The organism is Paenibacillus sp. GCM10028914, assembly GCF_042666275.1.
In the GTDB taxonomy this organism is placed as follows: domain Bacteria; phylum Bacillota; class Bacilli; order Paenibacillales; family Paenibacillaceae; genus Paenibacillus_AQ.
This window is the reverse complement of sequence record NZ_JBHTFO010000011.1, coordinates 29,507-51,768: the sequence shown is the minus strand read 5'-3', so window position 1 is coordinate 51,768 and position 22,262 is coordinate 29,507. Positions and strand designations below refer to the sequence as shown.

The following is a 22,262-nucleotide window of genomic DNA, read 5'->3' as shown; positions in this document are numbered from 1 at the left end:
CGCGGCTGTGGAGTAACAAGATCAAATTATATTTCAGAAGAGAAAAAGGCCAACCAGTCATCGCTGGTTGGCCTGTTTGAGATAAAAAATTGCGATTTGCGTCCGATCCCGGAGGTTCAGCTTATCGAGGATCTCTGTAACATAATTCTTAATTGTCCCCTCACTTAGATAAAGCCGGCCCGCAATCTCCTTGTTTGAAAGACCGTCGGCAATGAGTGAGATGATATTTTTTTCAGCCGCTGTGAGTCCATATTGATCCAGCGCAGCAGGCTCTGGTACTTTGTTATGCTGTGCGGGACGGAGCATGCCCGTCAGCTTGCGGGCAATATCAGGATGGATCAGCATGTTGCCGTCATGGACGGTTTTAATGCCTTGAATGATACGATCTGGTGGAATGTTCTTCAGAAGATAACCACTAGCACCGTTCTGTAAAGCTTCCACAATGTAGTCATCGTCATCAAATGTAGTCAGCATGAGCACTCGCACGTCTGGGTACCGTTCCCGGATAAGCTTTGCCCCCTCGACACCCCCGCACACCGGCATGCGAATATCCATTAGTACTACGTTTACAGTCAGACCTCCCTCTAACAGCTCCAACGCTTCGACGCCGTTTGCAGCGGTCACGGTCACCTTCACTTCAGGGTCCATCCCGATTATCAGCTTCAGACTTTCCCGGATAAACGGATCATCGTCCACAATTAGTACAGAAATCATAGGAACACTCCCTCCTGTCAACTATCTCTGCTATACAATCTCGCTCTTCCGGTAAACAGGAAGTCGGGTGATGACGGTAAACGGCATCTGCGGCTGAATCTCCAGAGTACCGCCGATAACATGCGTTCGCTCCAGCATACCGCTGAGGCCTATACCTTGTTTTCCGATACCGCTATTTAGGGGAGAGGTCTCTTTAGCTGGAACCTCTCCGTTGTTCGTCACTTCCATACAGATCTCGTTATCCCGGTATGTAAGGAGCACTTCAACCTGATCAGCATGTCCGTGCCGGATAGCGTTTGTAATCGCCTCTCGGGCATTTTTGTACAGGACAACCTGCTGGCTCGGATACAGCGGATAAGGCAAGCCTTCCGTTCGCAGCCGGGTCATAATGCCTGTTTCGCGTCCGGCTTCCTCCAGCAGACGATCCAAGGCATAGGCATCTGTCATCTGCCGCCCTGGATTCATCTGTTTCACCGCAGTACGCATTTCGTCCATACTCGCTCCGAGCTGATCGCGAATCTGATGCAAGAGCTCCATGCCCCGAACCTTATCCTCTGGAACAGTGTATATAGCTGCCTCCATCATCATTTTCACCCGGATGAGCCGGTGTCCGATGTCGTCGTGAAGCTGTCTTGATATCCGGTTCCGTTCCTCTGCTTGTGCCGCACCCTCTACCTGATGGGCGAACTGCTGCATTCGGATACGCGCCTCCTCCAGTTCGAAATGTTTTCGCTTCAACTCATCATACAGCCGCTGTGTTTCCTTGTTACTTCCCGAAGTGCTGTGCAGTACTCCAATAAATACGGTAACCAGAACCAGAAGGAAATTAGCGGTGATGATCCATAAATCATCTTGACCTTGCAGCGAAACATTCAGCACCGTCAAATGGATACCGAACAGGATATAGCGAAGAGTCGGAATAGATAAGAAAAGATATGTAAAACACGTAGACAAAGATACAAAAACCATAAGCATGCCGTATTGCTGGCACATCCAACCTGAAATCATGAACTCCAGAAAAGCAGTTATGACGATGACGGGACTGGAGTTGAAGCGGGTGTAGTGACCAAGTACAGCGAAAGCCAGGAACAGCAAAGTATAAAGGGTATAACTGCCGTAATCGTCAATGGAGCCCACGTACAATCCTACAGAAGCAGGGATGATTATAAGTCCAAAACGAAGAGGAGTAAGTGAATTAGGCATAGGCATAAGGCCGTCCTTTTTCCATGAAATGGATACTGTTTAGAATAGCATCATTATATCACAACACTTGCTTCTTTCAGGAAATGACTTTAGTCACCCGGCAGGATGACTTAATCTACCTTCGCGAGAGAAATAGGGACGTTACAATGGTATCAGGATAAGGAAAACGGAAATGGGGCGAAAGAACAATGGCATTCTTACAAATGAACGACGTGGTTAAACGTTATGGAAGCAAGCTTTCGGTAGATCATCTGAACCTGAATGTGAATGAAGGAGAAATATTTGGTCTGCTAGGGCCCAACGGGGCCGGAAAGAGCACGACAATCAATATGATCTGTGGACTCCTCAAAATGGACCATGGCAGCATCGAAGTCGATGGTATCGCCATTCAGGATCGTCCTTTGGAAGTGAAAAAGAGAATCGGACTCGTTCCTCAGGATCTAGCGTTGTATGAGAATATGTCGGCTGCGGACAATATATCCTTTTTCGCTAAGCTGTACGGTCTTCGGGGAAAACTGCTGAAAGAACGGGTAGAGGAGGCGCTGACTTTTGTCGGGCTGCAGGACCGTGCGAAAGATACGCCCCAGACTTTTTCCGGCGGAATGAAGAGGAGACTGAATATTGCCTGTGCAATTATGCATCGACCAAAGCTGATCATCATGGATGAACCAACGGTCGGGATTGATCCGCAATCACGAAATCATATTTTGGACTCGGTAAGAAGGCTTAATGAAATGGGTTCCACCGTTATCTACACCAGTCACTACATGGAGGAGGTATCAGCGATCAGTGACCGCATAGCGATTATGGATAAAGGACATGTGATTGCCTGTGGGACGCAGCAAGAGCTGAGGGAGCGGGTCGCCCATGAGGAGAAAATCATACTGACCGCTGAAGGCATTATACAGGATATGGTGAATGAACTGACGATGCACCCACGTGTAGCTCGTATTATCCGGAATGAGAACGTTCTTGAGATTTATTTGCCTTCTGCGCAAAATGACCTGCAGGATATATTGTTTATTTGCAGCAAGCATGAGGCGGTTATCCAAAGTATCAAATGCGAGGAGCCAGATCTGGAGACGCTGTTTCTCAGCTTGACTGGAAGAACGCTACGGGATTAATTCCGGGCATGAATGCGAAGTGCAATGAGGGGGAGGGCAACATGGTGAATATAAGAACCATCGTATGGTTTGAATTACGGAGAATGGCTCGCAATAAGACGGTATTGTTCAATCTGTTTTTGCTACCGATGCTATTGATTTTTATACTGGGCACCGCATTGTCTAGTTTTTTCGGGAGTACGGAGACATATGTTCCAGAACAGGTAAACCTGGCGATCATCGGAGCGGAATCTGCAGATGCACTTCCCGCTAGCTTTAAGGCTTTTATCGAGTCGCCGGATATAGCTAAAGTAATGGTCACATCCATGGGCCTTACAAGAAAGGAAGCCGAAAACAAACTCAGATCTGGAAGCATTGATTTTGCCGTCACGGTACCGGGCGACCTTGATCAACAGATTGCTTCAGGCAGTAAAACCCAACTGGAAATGCTGCTTGGAAAAAATCATACGCGCAATTTAATTGCAAAGACGATGATCGGTACTTTTATGGATGAGGCTAACAGTAAGCAAGCACAAGTCTCCGTTGCCGGTCCAGAGGTGCTTGTAATGGGGCATTCTATGCAAGAGCGTCCTTCCTATGTAGAGATCGGAAAGCTGAATGATAAGGGAAAAACCTATACCGCAGCACAGTATTATGCCGCATCGATGTTAATTATGTTTCTGCTTTACTCGGGTCTGATGGCAAGCAACAGCCTGTTTAGTGAGAAAGATGGTCATACACTGTATCGTCTGCAGTCAACACCGGTCTCGAATGCAACAATTTTTGGAGGCAAGATTCTGGGCTGCAGCATCATAACATTGATCCAGGCCTTCCTCATTATTGTCGGTTCCAATGTACTGTACGGTGTAAATTGGGGGGATTATGTGTGGCTGCTTATGCTGGTATGTGTACTGATTACGCTGGCGTCTATGACGATCTCGATCATCGTTTCGATGCTTATCAAGACGTCCTCAACCGCAACGGCAATTATTCAAGCGGTAATCATAGCTATGACATTTCTAAGTGGAGGATTCACACCGCTTCCAATGGACTTTATACAGTCACTAGGCGAATTCACGCTCAATCACTGGGCCATGCAGGGCATTTTACGCATGATGCTAAATATGGAATTGTCTCAAATATTAACATGTATCGGCGTTCTAGGTACGATTTCACTCGGTTTGTCTACCGCTGCCATGATCGCTTATCGAAAGGTGGGGTACCATGCATAGTCTAACCATTGCTTGGCAGATGATCAAACGGACATTAGGCAGTAAAAAGGGCTGGATATCCTATATTATCATTCCTTGTGCAGTCGTAACTGCGGTGGTTGCGCTTCTCGGCAATGATGAGGCGACAAATGTGCCTATCCCATACGTGAATTCGGATACCGGACCTGCCGGGAAACATCTGATTGAGGAGCTGAGCCGTACCCAAACGTATATTTTGAAACCGGTCAGCACGGAAGAAGAACTTAAGGAGGGGATCATTCGGCAAAAAGGGAAGATCGGAATTACGATTCCGGAGAACTTCAGCGATACGCTGCTTGCAGGCGGTACACCCAAAGTACAAGTATATGAATTGTCTAGCAGCGAGGCCTCCTTTACAGTGAACATTGCGGTGAACGGGACGATTGGACGAATGGGAGATGCCGCGGCAATTATCAGAAATAGCGATGATAAATCCCAGGATCAGTTGGCGGTGCTGGGGAGTATTCTGGATCAGACGGCCAAACACCAAGTCGAAGCTGTAAGTACGGATATGAAGCTTTATGCCAAGCCGGGGCTAAACAATGTAACGGGCTTCACCCTCATGTTCATGATGGGTCTCATTTCAAGTGCGGTGATGTTGATCATGGAAGATAGAAGAATGCGCACCATGTCTCGTATCTTTACGGCACCAGTGCGTTCATATCAGATTGCACTCGGGAATTTTCTTGGCAGCTTTGCTCTTGGAGCTTTACAGATCGTAATTATGTTGTGCCTGACCAAATATGTGCTTGGCTATGAGTACGGAATTCCGTTCTTTACACATGTTCTGATCCTGGCAGCATTCATGCTCGTCTCAATGGGGATTGCCAGCACCATTGCGGGAATGATTCGCAATCCTCAAAATGCCGGGATGCTCAATTCCCTGATCATAACACCGACGTGTATGCTGGGAGGTTGCTTCTGGCCGCTGTCGATCATGCCGGATGTTTTGAAAAAAGCCGCAAACTTTGTACCTCAAAAGTGGGCCATTGAGGCGGTGGAAACAGCTTCAAGCGGCGGTACACTAGCGGACATCAGTCTACCGTTACTCATTCTTGGATTGATGGCTGTGATCCTGCTTGGATTAGGCTCTGTCATTCTGCGGCCAAGCGAATCGAGTGTGAATGCTTAAGAGTTAACCGGTGGAACATCAATTATATTGAGGTTTACAAGAAAAAAAGGAACGGGATCCTGTAGAGGAGACCGTTCCTTTCGTTGATTCAATGCTATTTACGCAGCTGTCTTAATACCGTAATTTCAACCCGGCGGTTTTTCTGTCGACCTTGTGCGGTATCATTATCAGCCGCTGGGCGGGTATCTGCATAACCTGCATATTGAAAGCTCTCTGGGTTTAACTTGCTCACATCCAGGAAATAGCGCAGTACAGACATCGCGCGGGCGCCTGAAAGCTCCCAATTATCTTTATAAGCTGAATATTGGCCGACCGGTACCGTATCGGTATGACCTTCTATGCTGACCGTCGTATTGAGTCCGCTGAACAGACTGGCCAGCTTGCCAAGCACCGGATCTGCCCCGTCTTTCAGTTCCGCCCTGCCTGGAGAGAACAAGAAACGGTCACTGAGGGTAATGGCTATACCCTGAGGTTCGTCAGAAATAAAAATATCGTTTTCAAGTTGGTTGTCCGTGACATATTGTTTAATTACGTTCATGAACTCCGCTAGCTCTTCTTCCTGTTGTCGGAAAGCCAGTTCTCTTTCGGTTAGTGGCTCGGGATCTTTTTCTCCCGTAGCTTGCGGTGTTGGATTCTTGTGTTTCTCTGTATCGGCCGTTCCGGTAATGCCTGATCCCTGTTCAAGAATAGAGTCTCCACTCTGGAAGGTGTGCTGCAGGGAGTCGGTAACGAGTTTGTACTTTTCGGTATCGAGCCGGCTCATCGCATACATGATGACAAAAAAGATCAGTAGTAGCGTGATCAGATCGGCGTATGTAATCATCCAGCGATCCTGCTGGCCTTCTCCACTGCTGCTTTGTTTACGGCGGCGTTTTCTAATCGGCTGTCTCATGGGTTGCCCCCCTTGCCTCCGGTTTACGGGAGTAGCTGGTGGTAGAAGTGTAGGAAGCGAGCTTTTTGCGCACGAGAAGCGGGTGCTCACCATTTTGTACAGCTAAGATCCCTTCAAGAAGAAGCTCCATATTTTGAATTTCTTCTTCAGCTCGTGCTTTAATTTTGGTTGCAATGGGAAGAAAGATAATATTGGCACTTGCGACACCATAGAGTGTAGCTGTGAAAGCTACGGCAATGGATGGACCGAGCTGAGTTGGTTCTTGCAGACTGCCCAGAACGTGGATCAGGCCCATGACGGTACCGATAATACCCATGGTTGGGGCGTAACCGCCTGCTGACTCAAATACTTTGGCATAACTTTCGTATTTCTGTTCCGTGGCTTGTATCTCAAGCTCCAGAATTTGTTGCACAAGCTCAGCATCGGTACCATCGACGACCATCTGCATGCCTTCTCGTAGAAATAGATCAGGATGGTCAGCAGATGACTGCTCGAGGGCAAGCACACCGTCTTTACGGGCTGTGGCGGCCATGCCTACGAGATCTTCAATAAGTTCCTGAGGTAAACGGGTACGGCGACCGAAAGCGATACGTAATGCTTGTGGAATTTGCGCTAAGCGGGAAGCTGGGAAGCTGATCATGACCGCAGCAAAGGTACCGCCAAATACAATCAGTGCAGCAGTTCCTTGCAAAAGTCCGCTGACATGACCGCCTTCCCACAGGAAGCCTCCGATTAATGCGGCAAGGCCAGCTAAAATCCCGATAATGGTAGTAATATCCATGTCGATAAATTGTCTCCTTTTATATAAGAATTGTGTATATATTGTTTGCATACAAAAAATGAAGAGAGTATAATAGAGGCGAACAGGCATTCTTATTTATGAAAAATTCAGGGATGAATTTCCCTTCATTATATTATCGGGAGATTTCGACATAACCTTTAGTATACCTATTCTAGACGATAAGGGTGATATTGGACAAATGAGTGATATAGTTGTCAGTACGAAATCCTTTGAGATTGAGTCGGAATTTCAGCCGCAGGGCGACCAGCCGCGTGCGATAACCGAATTGGTTGAAGGAATACAACAAGGTAAGAAGCATCAGACTTTGCTTGGTGCTACAGGAACAGGAAAGACCTTTACGATCGCGCAGACCATTGCTAAGTTAAACCGTCCAACGCTTGTCATTGCGCATAACAAGACACTAGCTGCACAGCTAGCTAGTGAGTTTAAGGAATTCTTTCCGAACAACTCCGTTGATTATTTTGTGAGTTATTACGATTACTATCAGCCAGAAGCCTACATTCCTTCCTCAGACACTTACATTGAGAAGGATTCGAGTATAAACGAAGAGATCGATAAGCTTCGCCACTCCGCCACGAGTTCACTATTTGAACGTCGTGACGTCATTATTGTGGCGAGTGTATCTTGCATATATGGTTTAGGTTCACCGCAGGAATATGGAGAACTACTACTTTCCTTGCGGGTAGGGATGGAGAAGCCGCGCAATGAGATTTTGGCGCGGCTTGTTGATATTCAATATCAGCGTAATGATATTAACTTCGTTCGCGGCACGTTCCGTGTTCGTGGGGATGTCATTGAAATTTTCCCGGCGTCCAAGGGAGAACATGCGGTTCGCGTCGAACTATTCGGGGATGAGATAGAGCGGATTACAGAGATTGATGTTCTGACCGGGGAGCTCGTTGGAGAACGCGAGCATGTCGCGATCTTTCCAGCTTCTCACTTCGTTACCCGGGAAGAGACGATGCGCCTTGCGCTCGTCAATATTGAGCGGGAACTGGAAGAGCGGCTTGAGGTGCTTCGTGCCGAGGGTAAATTGTTGGAAGCACAGCGTTTGGAACAGCGTACTCGCTATGATATTGAGATGATGAAGGAAGTCGGCTTCTGCTCTGGTATCGAGAACTATTCAGGACCACTAACGTTCCGAGAGCCTGGAGCTACGCCGTACACTCTGATGGATTATTTCCCGGACGATATGCTGATCGTTGTGGATGAGTCCCATGTGACACTGCCGCAGATTCGGGCCATGTATAATGGTGACCGTGCGCGTAAAACGGTGCTGGTGGATCACGGTTTCCGTCTGCCATCCGCACTGGATAACCGTCCGCTGAAATTTGAAGAATTTGAAGATAAGGTCAATCAGATTATTTATGTTTCAGCGACACCGGGCCCATATGAGCTGGAGCACTGTGATACAATGGTCGAGCAGATTATTCGCCCAACGGGCCTTCTAGATCCGTTGATTGATGTAAGACCGTCAGAAGGTCAAATTGACGATCTGATCAGCGAGATCCATACTCGGATCGAGCGCGATGAACGTGTGCTTGTGACGACTCTGACGAAGAAGATGGCAGAAGATCTAACAGATTATTTGAAAGAGATTGGGATCAAGGTTAGATATTTGCATTCTGATATTAAGACTTTTGAACGGATGCAAATTTTACGTGATCTCAGGCTCGGTACGTTCCATGTCTTGATAGGTATTAACTTGCTGCGGGAAGGTCTGGATCTTCCTGAGGTTTCTTTGGTTGCTATACTGGATGCCGACAAAGAGGGCTTCCTTCGTTCAGACCGCTCGTTGATCCAGACGATTGGTCGTGCGGCGCGGAACTCGGAAGGCCAGGTTATCATGTATGGTAACAAGATTACGGACTCGATGGACCGGGCGATTAAAGAGACGGAACGTCGCCGCACTGTTCAGATAGCTTACAATGAGGAGCATGGAATCACACCACAGACGATCCGTAAGAAAGTGCGTGAAGTAATCGAGGCTACGAAGGTAGCTGAGAGCAAGGCAGATTATCTCACAGGTTCTGCTGGCAAGATGTCCAAGAAAGACCGTCAAGCCGTAATTGAAAGACTTGAGGCCGAAATGAAAGAAGCTGCGAAGAACTTGCAGTTTGAACGAGCGGCGGAGCTTCGCGATGCATTGCTTGAGTTAAAGGCTGAATAAACGTTTTAATTATAGAATGGATGAACATCAGGGGGACGGCCAGACGGTCGTTCTCTTTGAAATATAAGATCTACAATATAGTTTGGCTGTGTGAAGCAGTGAGGAGATGATATCTTTTGGCAAGTGACAATATCGTGATTAAAGGCGCGCGCGCCCATAACTTGAAGAATATCGACGTAACCATTCCGAGGGATCGGTTCGTGGTACTTACCGGACTAAGTGGCTCCGGGAAATCATCGCTTGCATTCGATACGATTTACGCGGAAGGACAGCGCCGATATGTGGAGTCGTTGTCAGCATATGCGCGCCAGTTTTTAGGCCAGATGGAGAAACCCGATGTTGATTCGATTGACGGCTTATCTCCGGCTATTTCTATTGATCAGAAGACAACTAGCCGTAACCCCCGTTCCACTGTGGGGACCGTAACCGAAATTTATGATTATTTGCGGTTGTTGTTTGCTCGCATTGGTCATCCTCACTGTCCGGAGCATGGCATTGAGATTACATCCCAGACCGTTGAGCAGATGGTCGATCGGATTATGCAGTATCCAGAGAAGACGCGGCTTCAGATTCTCGCACCGGTGATTTCCGGGCGGAAGGGTGAGCACAAGACACTGTTTGCGGATATCGCGAAACAAGGTTTCGTGCGGGTGCGTGTTGACGGTGAGATGCGTGATCTGTCGGAAAGTATTGAACTGGAAAAGAACAAGAAACATACGATAGAAGTTGTGGTTGACCGGATCGTTGTTAAACCGGACATCGAAGCTCGATTGGCAGACTCCATTGAAACAGCGCTCAATCTCTCAGGTGGACAGCTACTGGTGGACATTATCGGTCAGGAAGAGCTCAGATTCAGCTCTAACTTTGCTTGCCCAATCTGTGGCTTCAGCATGGACGAGCTGTCCCCGCGGATGTTCTCCTTTAACACACCTTTCGGTGCTTGCCCAGATTGTGATGGTCTGGGAGTTGAGATGATTGTTGACCCTGATCTTCTTGTGCCTGATACAAGCAAGAGCATTGAGGACGGTGCCTTTCAAGCATGGGCTGGTGGAACATCGAACTACTATCCTCAATTCCTGAAATCTGTCTGCAAGCATTACGATATTCCGCAGGATGTTCCGGTGAGCGAGCTTAGCTCGGATCAAATGGATAAACTGTTGTATGGAACGGGCGATCAGAAGGTACATTTTAAATACGAGAATGATTTTGGACAACGCAAAGAAGCGTTTGTTACCTTTGAGGGGATTATCCCTAATCTGGAACGTCGTTATCGTGACACGAATTCTGAAGGCATTCGGGAGTATATTGAAGGTTATATGAGCTCGAAGCCTTGCGATGTATGTAAAGGACATCGTCTGAAGAAGGAAAGTTTAGCTGTAACGATTAATGGTCAGAACATGGCATACGCGACTAGTCTGTCGATTGGAGAGGCTACACGTTTCTTTGAAGGTTTGGATTTGACTCCGAAGGAGAACCAGATCGCTAATTTGATCCTTAAGGAGATTAACAGCCGTCTTGGCTTCCTTGTGAATGTTGGTTTGGATTACTTGACGCTCAGTCGTTCAGCAGGAACGCTGTCTGGTGGAGAAGCTCAGCGGATTCGGTTGGCAACCCAGATCGGGTCGAGCCTTATGGGAGTCCTGTACATTTTGGATGAGCCGAGTATTGGTCTGCATCAACGGGATAATGACCGCTTAATCTCAACACTTGAGCATATGCGTGATCTCGGTAATACACTGATTGTCGTAGAGCATGATGAGGATACGATGATGGCAGCGGACTATATTATTGATATCGGCCCAGGTGCTGGGATTCACGGCGGTCAGATTATTGCTCAAGGTACACCGAAAGAGATTATGGAAGATAAGAATTCACTAACTGGGCAGTATCTTAGTGGACGCAAGTTCATTCCGGTGAACAGCAAGCGCCGCAAGACGGATGATCGCTGGCTCGAGATTCGGGGCGCCAAGGAGAACAACCTTAAGAATATCAATGTCAAAATTCCGATCGGTGTCTTTACTGCGGTTACCGGTGTATCCGGCTCTGGTAAATCAACACTAGTGAACGAAATTCTATACAAAACTCTTGCCCGTGACTTGAACAGAGCCCGAGTTCGTCCAGGTCAATATAAAGAGATGCGCGGTCTGGAACATATCGAGAAGGTTATCGATATTGACCAGTCTCCGATCGGTCGGACACCACGTTCTAACCCGGCTACCTATACCGGGGTGTTCGATGACATTCGTGATATCTTCTCCCAGACGAACGAAGCGAAGGTTCGCGGCTATAAGAAAGGTCGTTTCAGCTTCAACGTAAAGGGCGGCCGCTGTGAGGCATGCCGTGGAGATGGGATTATCAAGATTGAAATGCACTTCCTGCCGGACATTTATGTACCATGCGAGGTATGTAAAGGGAAACGATATAATCGGGAAACGCTGGAAGTGAAGTATAAAGGGAAGAATATTTCCGATGTCTTGGAAATGACAGTTGAAGATGCTACGGAGTTCTTCGTGAACATTCCGAAGATTCACCGGAAGATGCAGACCCTTATGGATGTAGGCTTAGGTTATATTAAGCTTGGTCAACCTGCTACGACTTTGTCGGGTGGGGAAGCGCAGCGTGTGAAGCTTGCTTCCGAGTTATATCGCCGCAGTACGGGCAAGACGATGTATATCCTAGATGAACCAACAACGGGTCTGCATGTCGATGATATCGACCGCTTGCTTGTCGTTCTGCATCGACTGGTGGATTCGGGTGAGTCGGTCCTTGTGATTGAACACAATCTTGATGTCATTAAGACAGCGGATTACTTGATCGACCTTGGGCCAGAAGGCGGCAGCGGTGGTGGTACCATTATTGCTACTGGTACACCGGAACAGATCGTGAAGGTACCTGAATCTTATACCGGCAAATATCTGAAACCCGTTTTGGAAAGAGACACCAAGCGGACTGAGGATATGAATCGAGAGAATGCGGTTAAGGAAGAGTCGGCAGTGAAATAAATGAAGCTAGTATGACTCGATTAAGTTGCTAGATTAATTTTAAGCGGTCTTTGCCTATGTATAAATGGATGTGTGACGGGTAATCATTCTGCGTGGGAAAGGCTTAATCAAGAACTTTAAAAGCGAAGTCCGTATCAAATAGGGCTTCGCTTTTTTGTACAGACTTAAGGGAGATTCCAAAATGATAGATTGGATTAGCCTCTAAATATCTAGTGAAATGGGATTGGTCAAGGAACGAGATCACGAAACAAACGAAATAATGGGTAAATATGAGAAAAAAATATGACTTTTTTACCTTTTTTGGAATGAAACACTTGCAACAAAGCGTAGGCGCGGATAACATAGAAGAAGATGTGTACAATTTCCTGAAAAACCCACGAGGAGGTACGTTCCATGTTCCTTGCAGATGCACCCATGTTTCTTGCAGAAGCAGCCGAAACCGGTTCCAACTTTAAGACATTTGATATTTTCATGATTTTGTTTACGATTTTGATCTTTATCGGTGTGGTTCGCTTGCTAACTGCCCGCCAGAAAAATAAATTCGCAATTGGTTTTGGACTGGTGAGTCTGTTAGTGTTTCTTTATTCGGACTATGCGATGATTACCAATTGGTTTAATTAGGGAATGGACTAGTAGAATGACGTCCCGCTGTTAAGACAGCGAGGACGTCTTTTTCGTGTCATTGTTCACAATAGGTTAAAGAGATTGCATATTAACAGGAAAATAAAGGTAGAATTTAGGACTTTCAGCAATGGTACAGGCCATGACCCTGTGATAGATTGAAGAGTACACATAGCGATTGCAGTTTAACGTTTGGAGAGGAACGGGTGAAGAGATGGATTTTTCGGGGAAAAGAAAAGCAGTAAACACATTGCTAAGTTTGACGCTGCTGCTCGTTGTGGGATTGTCCAGTGGCACTGTAGCGTTAGCAGAAGCAAAATCAGCGAGTAATAATACAGCTAACAAGGGATATACATATGCACAGGATCCGGTTCCACAGGTAATTAAGACGTTGTCACCGTCGGTTGTCGGGATTATTGGCAAAACAGCTGCAGGAAGCTCCGGAAGCAGTGAAGACCGTTACAATTTGGCTCACGGAACAGGAGTTATCTTCAAAGCAGATGGATGGATTATAACGAATGCGCATGTTGTGAATGGGCTTACTGGCATTACAGTGGTTACTTCCGACGGTAAGACATACAAAGCAAACAAAATATTCAGTGATACCATTAGCGATATTGCATTGGTGAAAATTAACGCCAAATCCTTAACGCCAGCTCAATTTGCAAAAAGCAGCAATATGGCCCAAGTCGGTGAGAAAGTTATTGCGATTGGTACGCCGATATCCTTCTCACTCCGAAATTCTGCCACAGTAGGTGTCGTTAGTGGACTTGACCGGAGTGTCGATAGTTCATATCGTCTGATCCAGACGGATACAGCGATTAACCCGGGGAACAGTGGAGGACCGCTGGTTAACCTAAAAGGTGAGGTCATCGGAATTAACAGTATGAAATTTGCGGCAGTTGGAATTGAAAATATGGGCTTTTCTATTCCGGCTGAAACGGTTCGGTATGTGGCAGGTCATCTTCTTAAATATGGTGAAGTGAAGCGTGCATCCTTGGGACTTGAACTGGAAGAAAGCTGGTCTGCTATCGTAGGTCTGCCTAGTGATGACCCGCTCACAGTAACGAAGGTGACTTCAAACCAGGCTAAGAAAGCTGGAATTAAGGAAGAGGATGTCCTCTACGCTATCAATGGTAAACGCGTGTACTCCATTGTGGATATAAATGAAATGCTGAAGAGCTTTATGCCTGGAGCGAAGGTGAACGTACTGATGCAGAGTGACGGGGATATAGTGAACCGCAGCCTTACACTCAGTAGCGGGGTTGTTACAGCGGCAGGATCAGCAGGGGAGGAACTGTAATGGTGAGAGAAGAGAGAACCGTTCATAACAATAAAAAATGGCGTACAACCTCTGCACTGCTAGCAGCTCTTGTGTTAAGCACTTCCTTGTCATTACCGGTATGGGCAGATTCGATTGAGACACGGGTTCTCACGCTGCAAAAAGGAAGCAGTGCAGCTGTTGTGAATGGCAAATCTTATTCCATTGCAAAGCCGTATATCAAGCAAGGGGTTGTAATGGTTCCTGTCGGAGTGTTCAAAAAAGCTTTTGGCAGCGTCATTCGATTGGAAGGCAATAATCGCGTTCGTGTTCTACAAGGCCCGCATGTTGTAGTCATGTCTATTGGCAGTACCACGGCTTGGGTTGACGGCAAGAAGATCGCGCTTCCCGTCGAGCCTCAAATGGTGTCTGGTACGCTGATGGTTCCTTTGCGGTCGGTCGCACAAGGCATCGGAGCTAAAGTCAGCAAGGACAAGAACGGTAAGCTCAGTATTAGCTTGGTTGTAACGGATAAAGAAGGTACCCCGACAACAAATACCGGTATCGACAGTACGGCAGGCAAAACACGAATTGGTAACAGCTATTACGAATGGAGTATGAATTATCCTTCGGGTATGGTTATCGGAGGCGGTGCAGACAATGAGAGCGTTTCGGCTTTTGCTGATGCTACCGGACGCTACTATCTGGAAGTACATGCCACGGCGCAGCAAGTAGAACTGGATACTGATGATCTTTTGCAGAGAATAGAGAAGGATGCCCAGAGTTCGGGAGACGTTGTGCTGGATAGTGAGACGGTAACTCAGGTATCCGTACCTTATGCACGGGTCATCTCCAAGGATTCCGAAGGCATCCTATGGGAAGTCCGGGCGTACTATGCCAATAACAAGGTGTACGAGATCTATTTTGCCGATGGGGACGCCTCGCATTATAAGGACTTGGATTATTACGCCGGACTGCTGAATTCATTCAAGCCATCATTTAATGTGGGCGATAAAAGCTTGAAGGATCTTTCATCGATAGAAAATGGACTTCGTAGTGTTATGAATACAGACTATGGCATTGTCGCTAGTGTCCCTGCCGATTGGAAAGTTGACAATCAAGCGATGTTTTATGGAGATGAGGAAAATGGTTATCTGTCCATTCGTGTAACTTCTGCTCCCAAGGGACAAGAGGGAACACTTGAAGGATGGGCCGATCAGATGAAGAGCTGGATCGGTGAAGCCTTTGTGCCGGGATCATACGAGATTGCCTCTTTAAAGCCAGTTGAAATTTCCGGTGGGAAGGGTCAGATTCAAGAAATTCGTTATAACTATGGCGACGGATGGACGACAGAGTATCAAGTTATGCTTCAAAATAACGGCTACCGCTATTATTTAGAATATAACGTGCCAGAAGGAAAAGAAGAGACCGCTAGAGCATGGGATGATGTTCTAAAGTCCATCTATATCGATTATGAAGCTGTTCCTTCTAACTTTGGACGGATTGGCGAAGAAGCATTTTTGATGGATAAGTCAAAAGTGACGGCCAGAAGCTCGAAAGCCTATCAATATAAAGTGTCCATTCCGCGTTACTGGACTGCGATTAATGATCGCTATGAATCTTACAGGGTGGAATATGGGTTCATTGGCGGTAGGTTTGAAATATTGTCTGAGCGGGAGACCGATGCGGAGAACGTGATCAGTGAATTGAAACAGTATTTCAATGAAGCGGCAACGAGTAAGAGGAATAAGGTTAAACTGCTAAGTACAGAGAATATCACCTTTGCCGGTGTTCCAGCGGTATCATTCAAATCTCACCATGTTCAAGATAATATTGGGTATACATCCAGGGATATTGTTTTTGAGAGTGGTGGTGTGACATATACGATATCTACCGCAATTAATGATGCGAATGCTACAGAAGCACAAAACCAGGCAATTGAGAAGGCGCTCGCGTCGTTTGAACTGCTCAAATGAGCACAAGACCGAATGCAAAATGTTATACTAGGACAAGAGTTATCTGAAATCAGATAGAATTTACGAATGAAGAGCCAATCAGTTAACGACTGCTTGGCTCTTTGTATCTTCACTTGTGCGTGTGTATCGATGAATATATTTAAATTTTCTTTAAGAGGAAGAAGTGATAGGAAAATGAGAGAGAGTTTAAAGGATATGTTCTCGGCATCGTTTGTAGGTTCATTTGCCGATAAAGTGAAAGCGAAGTATCCGGTGTTTGATAAGGAACAATTTCTAGCGTTAGTATTTGACGAGACGTGGGAGTCGGAGGAGTTTAAGCAGCGCATACGTCATATTGCCCATGCATTAACGAAGACACTGCCGCCTTCCTATCGGGAAGCTTTAGACATTTTATATGAGGTGGCCCCGGAGTGCAGGGGAATTGAGCATTTGTTTATTCCTGACTTCGTTGAAATTAACGGTATGTCAGATATTGAGCAATCGATACAGGCGCTGGAATTGTTCACGACGTTCTCAACCGCAGAGTTTGCTGTTCGGCCGTTTATAATAGCGCATCAGGATCAAATGCTAAACCAGATGATGGAGTGGGCTAAAAGCGACAATGAGCATGTGCGCAGGCTTGCTAGTGAAGGGAGCAGACCGCGTCTGCCGTGGGGACAGCAGCTTCCGGAGCTGATTCGTGATCCTCGCCCTGTTTTGCCGATTCTAACGTTATTGAAGGAAGACCCATCACTTTATGTGCGGAAAAGCGTGGCTAACCACCTTAACGACATTTCGAAGGATCACCCGGAACTCGTGCTAGACCTGGCAAAAGAATGGTATGGCAATCATCCGCTAACGGATTGGATTGTTAGACATGCGCTGCGTACGCTGCTCAGACGTGGGGATATACGGGCACTTGCTGTGTTCGGCTACGAAGAGCTTGAAGAGAATAGCATAGATGTGATTGGGCTGCATCTGGAGTCAGAAGTTATTTCTGTGGGTGAGGATTTGGTATTTTCCTTTACTTTATTGAACGGGAGTGAGCAGTCACGCTCGCTTCGAATCGATTATGAGATCGGTTATATGAAGGCGAATGGGAAGCAAGCGCCTAAGCGGTACAAATGCTCTGATAAAATGTATAATCCAGGCAGGCATCATGTGAAGAAAAAACTGTCCTTTAAAGTTATTTCAACGCGCCGTTTCTATCCGGGCGAACATAGCTTGGACATACTGGTGAACGGGAAGCGTATGGCGTCTGTTTCGTTTGTGTTGGAGGTTTAGCGTGCAAGGGAATTAAGCATAGTTGTTTTGGTGATGAAGAATGAAATGAATTGCCAGTGCGTGAGCATAAAATAGATCTGGAGTGCTTACGTTTTGGTACGAGACACGAGATTATGAGGCTGTGTGTCGTCACGCTGAACATATGACATATCTGTCCGTAACGGACACACGATCCGTTATTTGGAGTAGATTGGTCAATTAGAGTATGTTAACGGACTGAAAGGCCGTTATTTGTACTTTATCAAGCAAAATTGGGGTTATTGAGAGGAAATAACGGAATCTCAGTCCGCATTAATGGTAAAACAGGATGAGTTTAGGCAAATAGCGGAATGTCAGTCCGTCAAAAGCTACGCCTAGGAGATATCTCGTTCTGATCACGATCTCTTAACGGTCTGAATTGTGGATATAAGTTAAATAGAGTGTTTTTGTGTTGAAAAGCTTAGCTCATGCTTCCGATGTAGCTTTCCATATGAAATTAGCATTTCATAGAAAAGCTTTTAGTATATCCCCACTTTTGGTACACTAGAAAGGTTGAGGAATCATCCATGTAATAACGGGTATGATGGAGTTAGAGAGCGTTAAGTGATCGATAGATGACGTTCGACATGATGTTTTTCTGAAAATAGTGAAATTTACAGTAACCGGTGGGGATGCCGGTTTGGGAGGATATAGATGGATACAAAGGTTTTGCGAAGAGAAGACGTGGAGCTTCTGGCACCTGCGGGAGATTGGGATTGTATGCGGGCTGCCGTAGCGAACGGTGCGGATGCGATCTTTTTCGGGGTTGAGAAATTTAACGCACGTGCACGTGCGAACAACTTTCGGATGGACGAGCTGCCTGAGATTATGGCATTCCTGCACAGCTATGGTGTGAAAGGATTTCTGACGTTTAATATTTTGGTATTTGAGAATGAGTTGGAGGATGCCAAAGAACTGATCGACGCTTGTGTCGACGCTGGGGTCGACGCGGTGATCGTGCAGGATCTTGGGCTAGTGAAACTGATCCGCGAAATTTCGCCGGATTTCCCAATTCACGGTTCAACACAAATGACGATTACTTCACCGGAAGCGGTAGAGTTTACGAAGCCTTTTGATATGGAACGGGTCGTACTTGGTCGTGAGAATAATCTGAAGCAGATTCAAAAAATCGGCGAGCAGGCGAAGTTGCCAATGGAAGTGTTTGTACACGGTGCGCTGTGTGTATCTTACTCTGGTCAATGCCTGACATCCGAAATGTGGGGCGGACGTTCAGCCAACCGCGGCGAATGCGCGCAGGCATGCCGTCTTCCATACGACCTTATGGTCGATGGTGAACAGAAGCCGATGGGAGATGTAGCGTACCTGCTGTCACCAAAAGATTTAGCGGCTATCGACCTTATGCCTGAGCTGATCGAAGCGGGTGTGACTTCCTTTAAAATCGAAGGACGTCTGAAAACGCCTGAGTACGTGGCGAATGTAGTCAGTAAATACCGGAAGGTCATCGATCAGTATTTTGACGGGGATGAATCGAAGCCGAGCCAAGAAGATATTCGAGAGCTGCAACAGAGCTTTTCTCGTGGCTTTACACACGGTTTCTTGGAGGGGACGAATAACAAGAAGCTGGTTGATGGCACATTCCCGAAAAGCCGGGGTGTATACTTGGGCCGGGTTGAGCAAATTCTCCGCGATGGTGTGGTATGTAAGCTGGAAGCACCGCTGAAGCGGGGCGACGGTATTGTGTTTGACGCTGGGGATCCGACGAAGAAGGAAGAAGGCGGCCGCGTGTACGATGTACGTCGTAAAGGCGTGAAGCTCGAAGGCGAAGCTCAAGAAGGCTGGATTATCGACATCGTGCCGGGTCGTAGTGACGTAGATCTGCGCAAGCTGCATGTTGGAGACCGGATTTGGAAGACCAATGATCCAGCTCTTGATAAGCGTCTGCGTCAAACTTTTGAGACGGATAAACCGTATCGGGTGTTCCCGGTACATGTGCGTGTGAGCGGCCGTCCTGGACAGCCGCTGTCCACATGGTGGACCGATGTGCAGAAAGGCACGACGGTCCAAGTGGATTCGGAGCTGGAACTGGAGATCGCTCAGAAGCGGCCGATGAACCGAGAGCTTCTCGAGGAGCAGTTTGGCCGCCTGGGCGGAACGGTGTTCCAGCTGGAGCAGCTTGACGTCGAGTTGTACGGAGACGTCATCGTCCCTATGCGCGAGCTGAACAGCATCCGCCGCCGTGCGGTGGAGCTGCTCGCAGGCGAGCGGCCGAAACCGCCCGTGTATGTGAAACGGGCGGTGTCGGTTTATGGCGATGCGGCGAAGCCAGCAGCGCCAGTTGCGCGCGGTGAAGCGCAGCTTACCGCGCTATGCCGCAGCCTAGCGCAGGTAGAGGCTGCGCTCGAATCCGGCGTGGAGATGATTTACGCCGACTTCGAGTTTATTAAGCAGTTCCCGGCAGCAGTAGAAGCCGTGCACGCTGCTGGCAAGCAGATTGCGCTGGCTACGCCGCGCATTCATATGCCAGGCGAGAACGGCTATCACAACAACATCCTGCGCCTTCAGCCGGATGCCGTGCTGGTGCGCAACACCGGTGCGCTGTATTTCTACCTGCGCCACCGGATGGAGAATCCCGATAAGAAGCATCCGCGTCTGATCGGTGATTTCTCACTGAATATTGCGAATCATAAAGCGGTCGATCTATTCCTTGAAGCGGGTTGTGACGCGGTTACACCGTCGTATGACCTAAACATTCAACAGATGATCGACCTGCTTGGCAAGGCTGACACGTCCAAGATGGAGATCGTGATTCATCAGCATTTGCCGATGTTCCATACGGAGCACTGTGTATACTGCACATTCTTGAGCGAAGGAACGGACTTCACGAACTGTGGCCGTCCTTGTGAGGAGAAGCGTGTATCGCTCCAAGACCGGATCGGTATGTCCCATCCTGTACGGGTGGATGAAGGCTGCCGCAATACGGTATATAACGCTATCGAGCAGTCGGGTGCGGAATACTTGGCTAACTTTATGGAACTCGGTGTATCTAGCTACCGGGTAGAATTCCTTGAAGAGACTCCAGAACAAGTGCATGAGGTTATTGATCTTTACAACCGCGCTCTTCGTGGTGAGATCAGCGGCACCCAAGTATGGAAGAAGCTGAAAGCGACGAACCAGTTGGGTGTAACACGTGGACAATTGGTGAAGTAAGTAGAAGTAGATTACGAAGCTTATTAAATATACAGAAGAGCACGAGAGGGGATAGAAAACCTCATCGTGCTCTTTTTTTACAAAGCTAGCGCTATTTATTAGGCACCGTGCCTACTTCCGTTTGTTTATCTATCTCCAATGCATAGGCAATGCACCGTTCTACAAACTCCAGCACTTCCTCCGATACCGGATACAGACCTGATTCCTCGGCTGGCTGTTTCCGTACTTCCCAGAATTTATTCATTAATTCCTCGTCACCACCAAAAGTTTCGTTCGAAACCTCAATGAGCTCGGAAGCAATCTGATATCCTTCGTCTGATTCCGGTTTAATGGAATACTCAAGACACCAATCTATCCGCTTAAGAAGTGAGATATACTGCTGTGTGACTCGATCGCTGTTGCCCAAGTTAGGCAGCGCTTGCTGTAAGAACTGACGTTCATCCTCTTCAAAATAATCCATCCACTTCTTGGAGCTGGTCTTTGCTGTCTGGACGAGAGAGGATACCTTTTCCCAAGAAAGTGATCCTTCTAGATCAATCATATTAATCAATGAAGTTGTGTTGCTGATACTAGTCTGAAGTAAGGTCAGCTGCTCTTGCAGATGATTGTGGTGTGCGACTAAAATATGCCGCAAAGACAGCTTCTCTAGCAGATTTTGAATATCTTCAAGCGGTAGAGAGAGGGATTTGAGCAGGATGATTTTTTCAAGGGTAAATAGATCTTCCTCTGCGTAGTAACGACGACCGTTATCGTCTTTGTGGCTTGGGGTAAGAAGTCCGATCTGATCATAATAGCGAAGTGTGCGGACGGATACATTACTCTGCTTAGCGACTTGCCCGGTTGTCCATCGGTTCATGTGAAACCTCCTGAAAAAAATGCTTGAAGGTAACGTTCCGTCACCTAATACACTGGAATTATATCACAGTAGATAAAGGGGTATGAGTATGAACAGCAGTGTAGAGAAATGTGTAGGGAAGTCCGTAGAGAATTGGAAGCTTAAAGATCCATGGACATGGAGAGAGTTTGCGGCGTTGCTGTTGCTTGAGTTTGGATTTGTTATCGGATTATTAAAGTTTGCTGTAAAACCTCTGTATACATATTGGCTTGGGGACGAGCTTTACTCAGGAACATTGACAGGTCTCACCATAGCGATTGTTCTTTTGGGAGGTGTTTATTTGATTGCACTTCGTCCCAAGCAGTTATCTTGGAGGGAACTCGGAGTAAGAGCATTTCCGGCAAAAGATTGGGGACGCATCCTCCTATGGACGGTAGTTTTAATCATTGGCAGTGTACTGGTTATGGAGCTTACCAATCTTTTGGGTAATACATATGAGAATAGTAAAACAGAAGCAATGCAGCAACATGTCACCTTTGTCACCGTCTTGATCGCTTTCGTATCCGCGGCGATCATCTCACCGCTTTATGAAGAAATTTTCTATCGGGGATTCATTTATCGCTGGCTGCGTACACGACTCTCTATGCGCTGGGCGATCATCTTAAGCTCACTAATCTTTACAATTGTTCATATCCCAACTTATAATGCGATGCCCGTAAACTTTATAAGCGGAATTGTTTTTGCCTGGGCCTATGAAAGAACGAATTCGATATGGCCGGCGGTTATTGTCCACGGGCTGGTTAATGGGATTGCAGTGGTGTTGACAGTGACAGTTTAGCGGAGAACAAAAGA

Annotated in this window: 16 protein-coding genes; 11 read left to right on the top strand and 5 right to left on the bottom strand. The window is 47.0% G+C overall.

The window, feature by feature from the left end; all coding sequences use genetic code 11:
* Nucleotides 1–57 precede the first annotated feature (57 nt).
* Together ACFQV5_RS10205 and ACFQV5_RS10200 are read right to left on the bottom strand one after the other, a co-directional pair.
* Nucleotides 58–714 (bottom strand): response regulator, encoded by a 657-nt coding sequence (locus ACFQV5_RS10205; RefSeq protein WP_379246306.1) that lies wholly within the window; start codon nt 712–714, stop codon nt 58–60.
* A 30-nt stretch (nt 715–744) separates the two neighbouring features.
* A complete protein-coding gene (locus tag ACFQV5_RS10200; protein ID WP_379246304.1) occupies nt 745–1,917 on the bottom strand; it encodes a sensor histidine kinase in 1,173 nt (390 codons plus the stop codon).
* Between the two features lie 188 nt (nt 1,918–2,105).
* Between ACFQV5_RS10200 and ACFQV5_RS10195 the strand changes: the two genes are divergently transcribed.
* Genes ACFQV5_RS10195 through ACFQV5_RS10185 form a run of 3 tightly spaced genes read left to right on the top strand, consistent with a single transcriptional unit; the run spans nt 2,106 to nt 5,402 of the window.
* Entirely contained in the window at nt 2,106–3,041 is a 936-nt protein-coding gene (locus ACFQV5_RS10195) for an ABC transporter ATP-binding protein (protein ID WP_379246302.1), read from the top strand.
* Nucleotides 3,042–3,082: 41 nt separating this feature from the next.
* Nucleotides 3,083–4,252, top strand: a complete 1,170-nt coding sequence (locus tag ACFQV5_RS10190; RefSeq protein ID WP_379246300.1) for an ABC transporter permease — start codon at nt 3,083–3,085, stop codon at nt 4,250–4,252.
* Nucleotides 4,245–5,402, top strand: a complete 1,158-nt coding sequence (locus ACFQV5_RS10185) for an ABC transporter permease (protein ID WP_379246298.1) — start codon at nt 4,245–4,247, stop codon at nt 5,400–5,402. Before ACFQV5_RS10190 ends, ACFQV5_RS10185 begins: the two co-directional genes overlap by 8 nt.
* A gap of 94 nt (nt 5,403–5,496) precedes the next feature.
* Here ACFQV5_RS10185 and ACFQV5_RS10180 read toward each other — a convergent pair whose 3' ends face one another.
* Both ACFQV5_RS10180 and ACFQV5_RS10175 read right to left on the bottom strand, forming a co-directional pair.
* A complete protein-coding gene (locus tag ACFQV5_RS10180) occupies nt 5,497–6,294 on the bottom strand; it encodes a flagellar motor protein MotB (protein WP_379246296.1) in 798 nt (265 codons plus the stop codon).
* Entirely contained in the window at nt 6,278–7,075 is a 798-nt protein-coding gene (locus ACFQV5_RS10175) for a flagellar motor protein (protein WP_379246294.1), read from the bottom strand. The genes ACFQV5_RS10180 and ACFQV5_RS10175 overlap by 17 nt, the downstream gene beginning before the upstream one ends.
* 199 nt (nt 7,076–7,274) lie before the next feature.
* On the opposite strand from ACFQV5_RS10175, the gene uvrB reads away from it, so the two are divergent.
* The 7 genes from uvrB to ACFQV5_RS10140 all read left to right on the top strand — a co-directional run bounded on the left by uvrB (nt 7,275) and on the right by ACFQV5_RS10140 (nt 20,575).
* Entirely contained in the window at nt 7,275–9,266 is a 1,992-nt protein-coding gene (gene uvrB, locus ACFQV5_RS10170) for an excinuclease ABC subunit UvrB (protein WP_379246292.1), read from the top strand.
* 116 nt (nt 9,267–9,382) lie between these two features.
* On the top strand, nt 9,383–12,268 hold the full coding sequence (gene uvrA / locus ACFQV5_RS10165) for an excinuclease ABC subunit UvrA (RefSeq protein WP_379246290.1): 2,886 nt from the start codon (nt 9,383–9,385) through the stop codon (nt 12,266–12,268).
* Between the two features lie 414 nt (nt 12,269–12,682).
* On the top strand, nt 12,683–12,889 hold the full coding sequence (locus tag ACFQV5_RS10160) for a DUF2759 family protein (RefSeq protein ID WP_379246352.1): 207 nt from the start codon (nt 12,683–12,685) through the stop codon (nt 12,887–12,889).
* A gap of 178 nt (nt 12,890–13,067) precedes the next feature.
* The gene (locus ACFQV5_RS10155) at nt 13,068–14,192 is read left to right on the top strand and encodes a S1C family serine protease (protein ID WP_379246288.1); all 1,125 of its coding nucleotides are present in this window, start codon (nt 13,068–13,070) and stop codon (nt 14,190–14,192) included.
* Entirely contained in the window at nt 14,192–16,126 is a 1,935-nt protein-coding gene (locus ACFQV5_RS10150) for a copper amine oxidase N-terminal domain-containing protein (RefSeq protein WP_379246286.1), read from the top strand. Before ACFQV5_RS10155 ends, ACFQV5_RS10150 begins: the two co-directional genes overlap by 1 nt.
* Nucleotides 16,127–16,300: 174 nt before the next feature.
* The gene (locus ACFQV5_RS10145; RefSeq protein ID WP_379246284.1) at nt 16,301–17,389 is read left to right on the top strand and encodes a DNA alkylation repair protein; all 1,089 of its coding nucleotides are present in this window, start codon (nt 16,301–16,303) and stop codon (nt 17,387–17,389) included.
* A gap of 672 nt (nt 17,390–18,061) precedes the next feature.
* A complete protein-coding gene (locus ACFQV5_RS10140; protein WP_379246282.1) occupies nt 18,062–20,575 on the top strand; it encodes a U32 family peptidase in 2,514 nt (837 codons plus the stop codon).
* A gap of 91 nt (nt 20,576–20,666) precedes the next feature.
* Here the strand turns inward: ACFQV5_RS10140 and ACFQV5_RS10135 are convergent, their stop codons facing one another.
* Complete coding sequence (locus ACFQV5_RS10135; RefSeq protein ID WP_379246280.1) at nt 20,667–21,431, bottom strand: MerR family transcriptional regulator; 765 nt, start codon at nt 21,429–21,431, stop codon at nt 20,667–20,669.
* Between the two features lie 88 nt (nt 21,432–21,519).
* On the opposite strand from ACFQV5_RS10135, the gene ACFQV5_RS10130 reads away from it, so the two are divergent.
* A complete protein-coding gene (locus ACFQV5_RS10130) occupies nt 21,520–22,248 on the top strand; it encodes a CPBP family intramembrane glutamic endopeptidase (RefSeq protein ID WP_379246277.1) in 729 nt (242 codons plus the stop codon).
* The last annotated feature ends 14 nt before the right edge of the window (nt 22,249–22,262 follow it).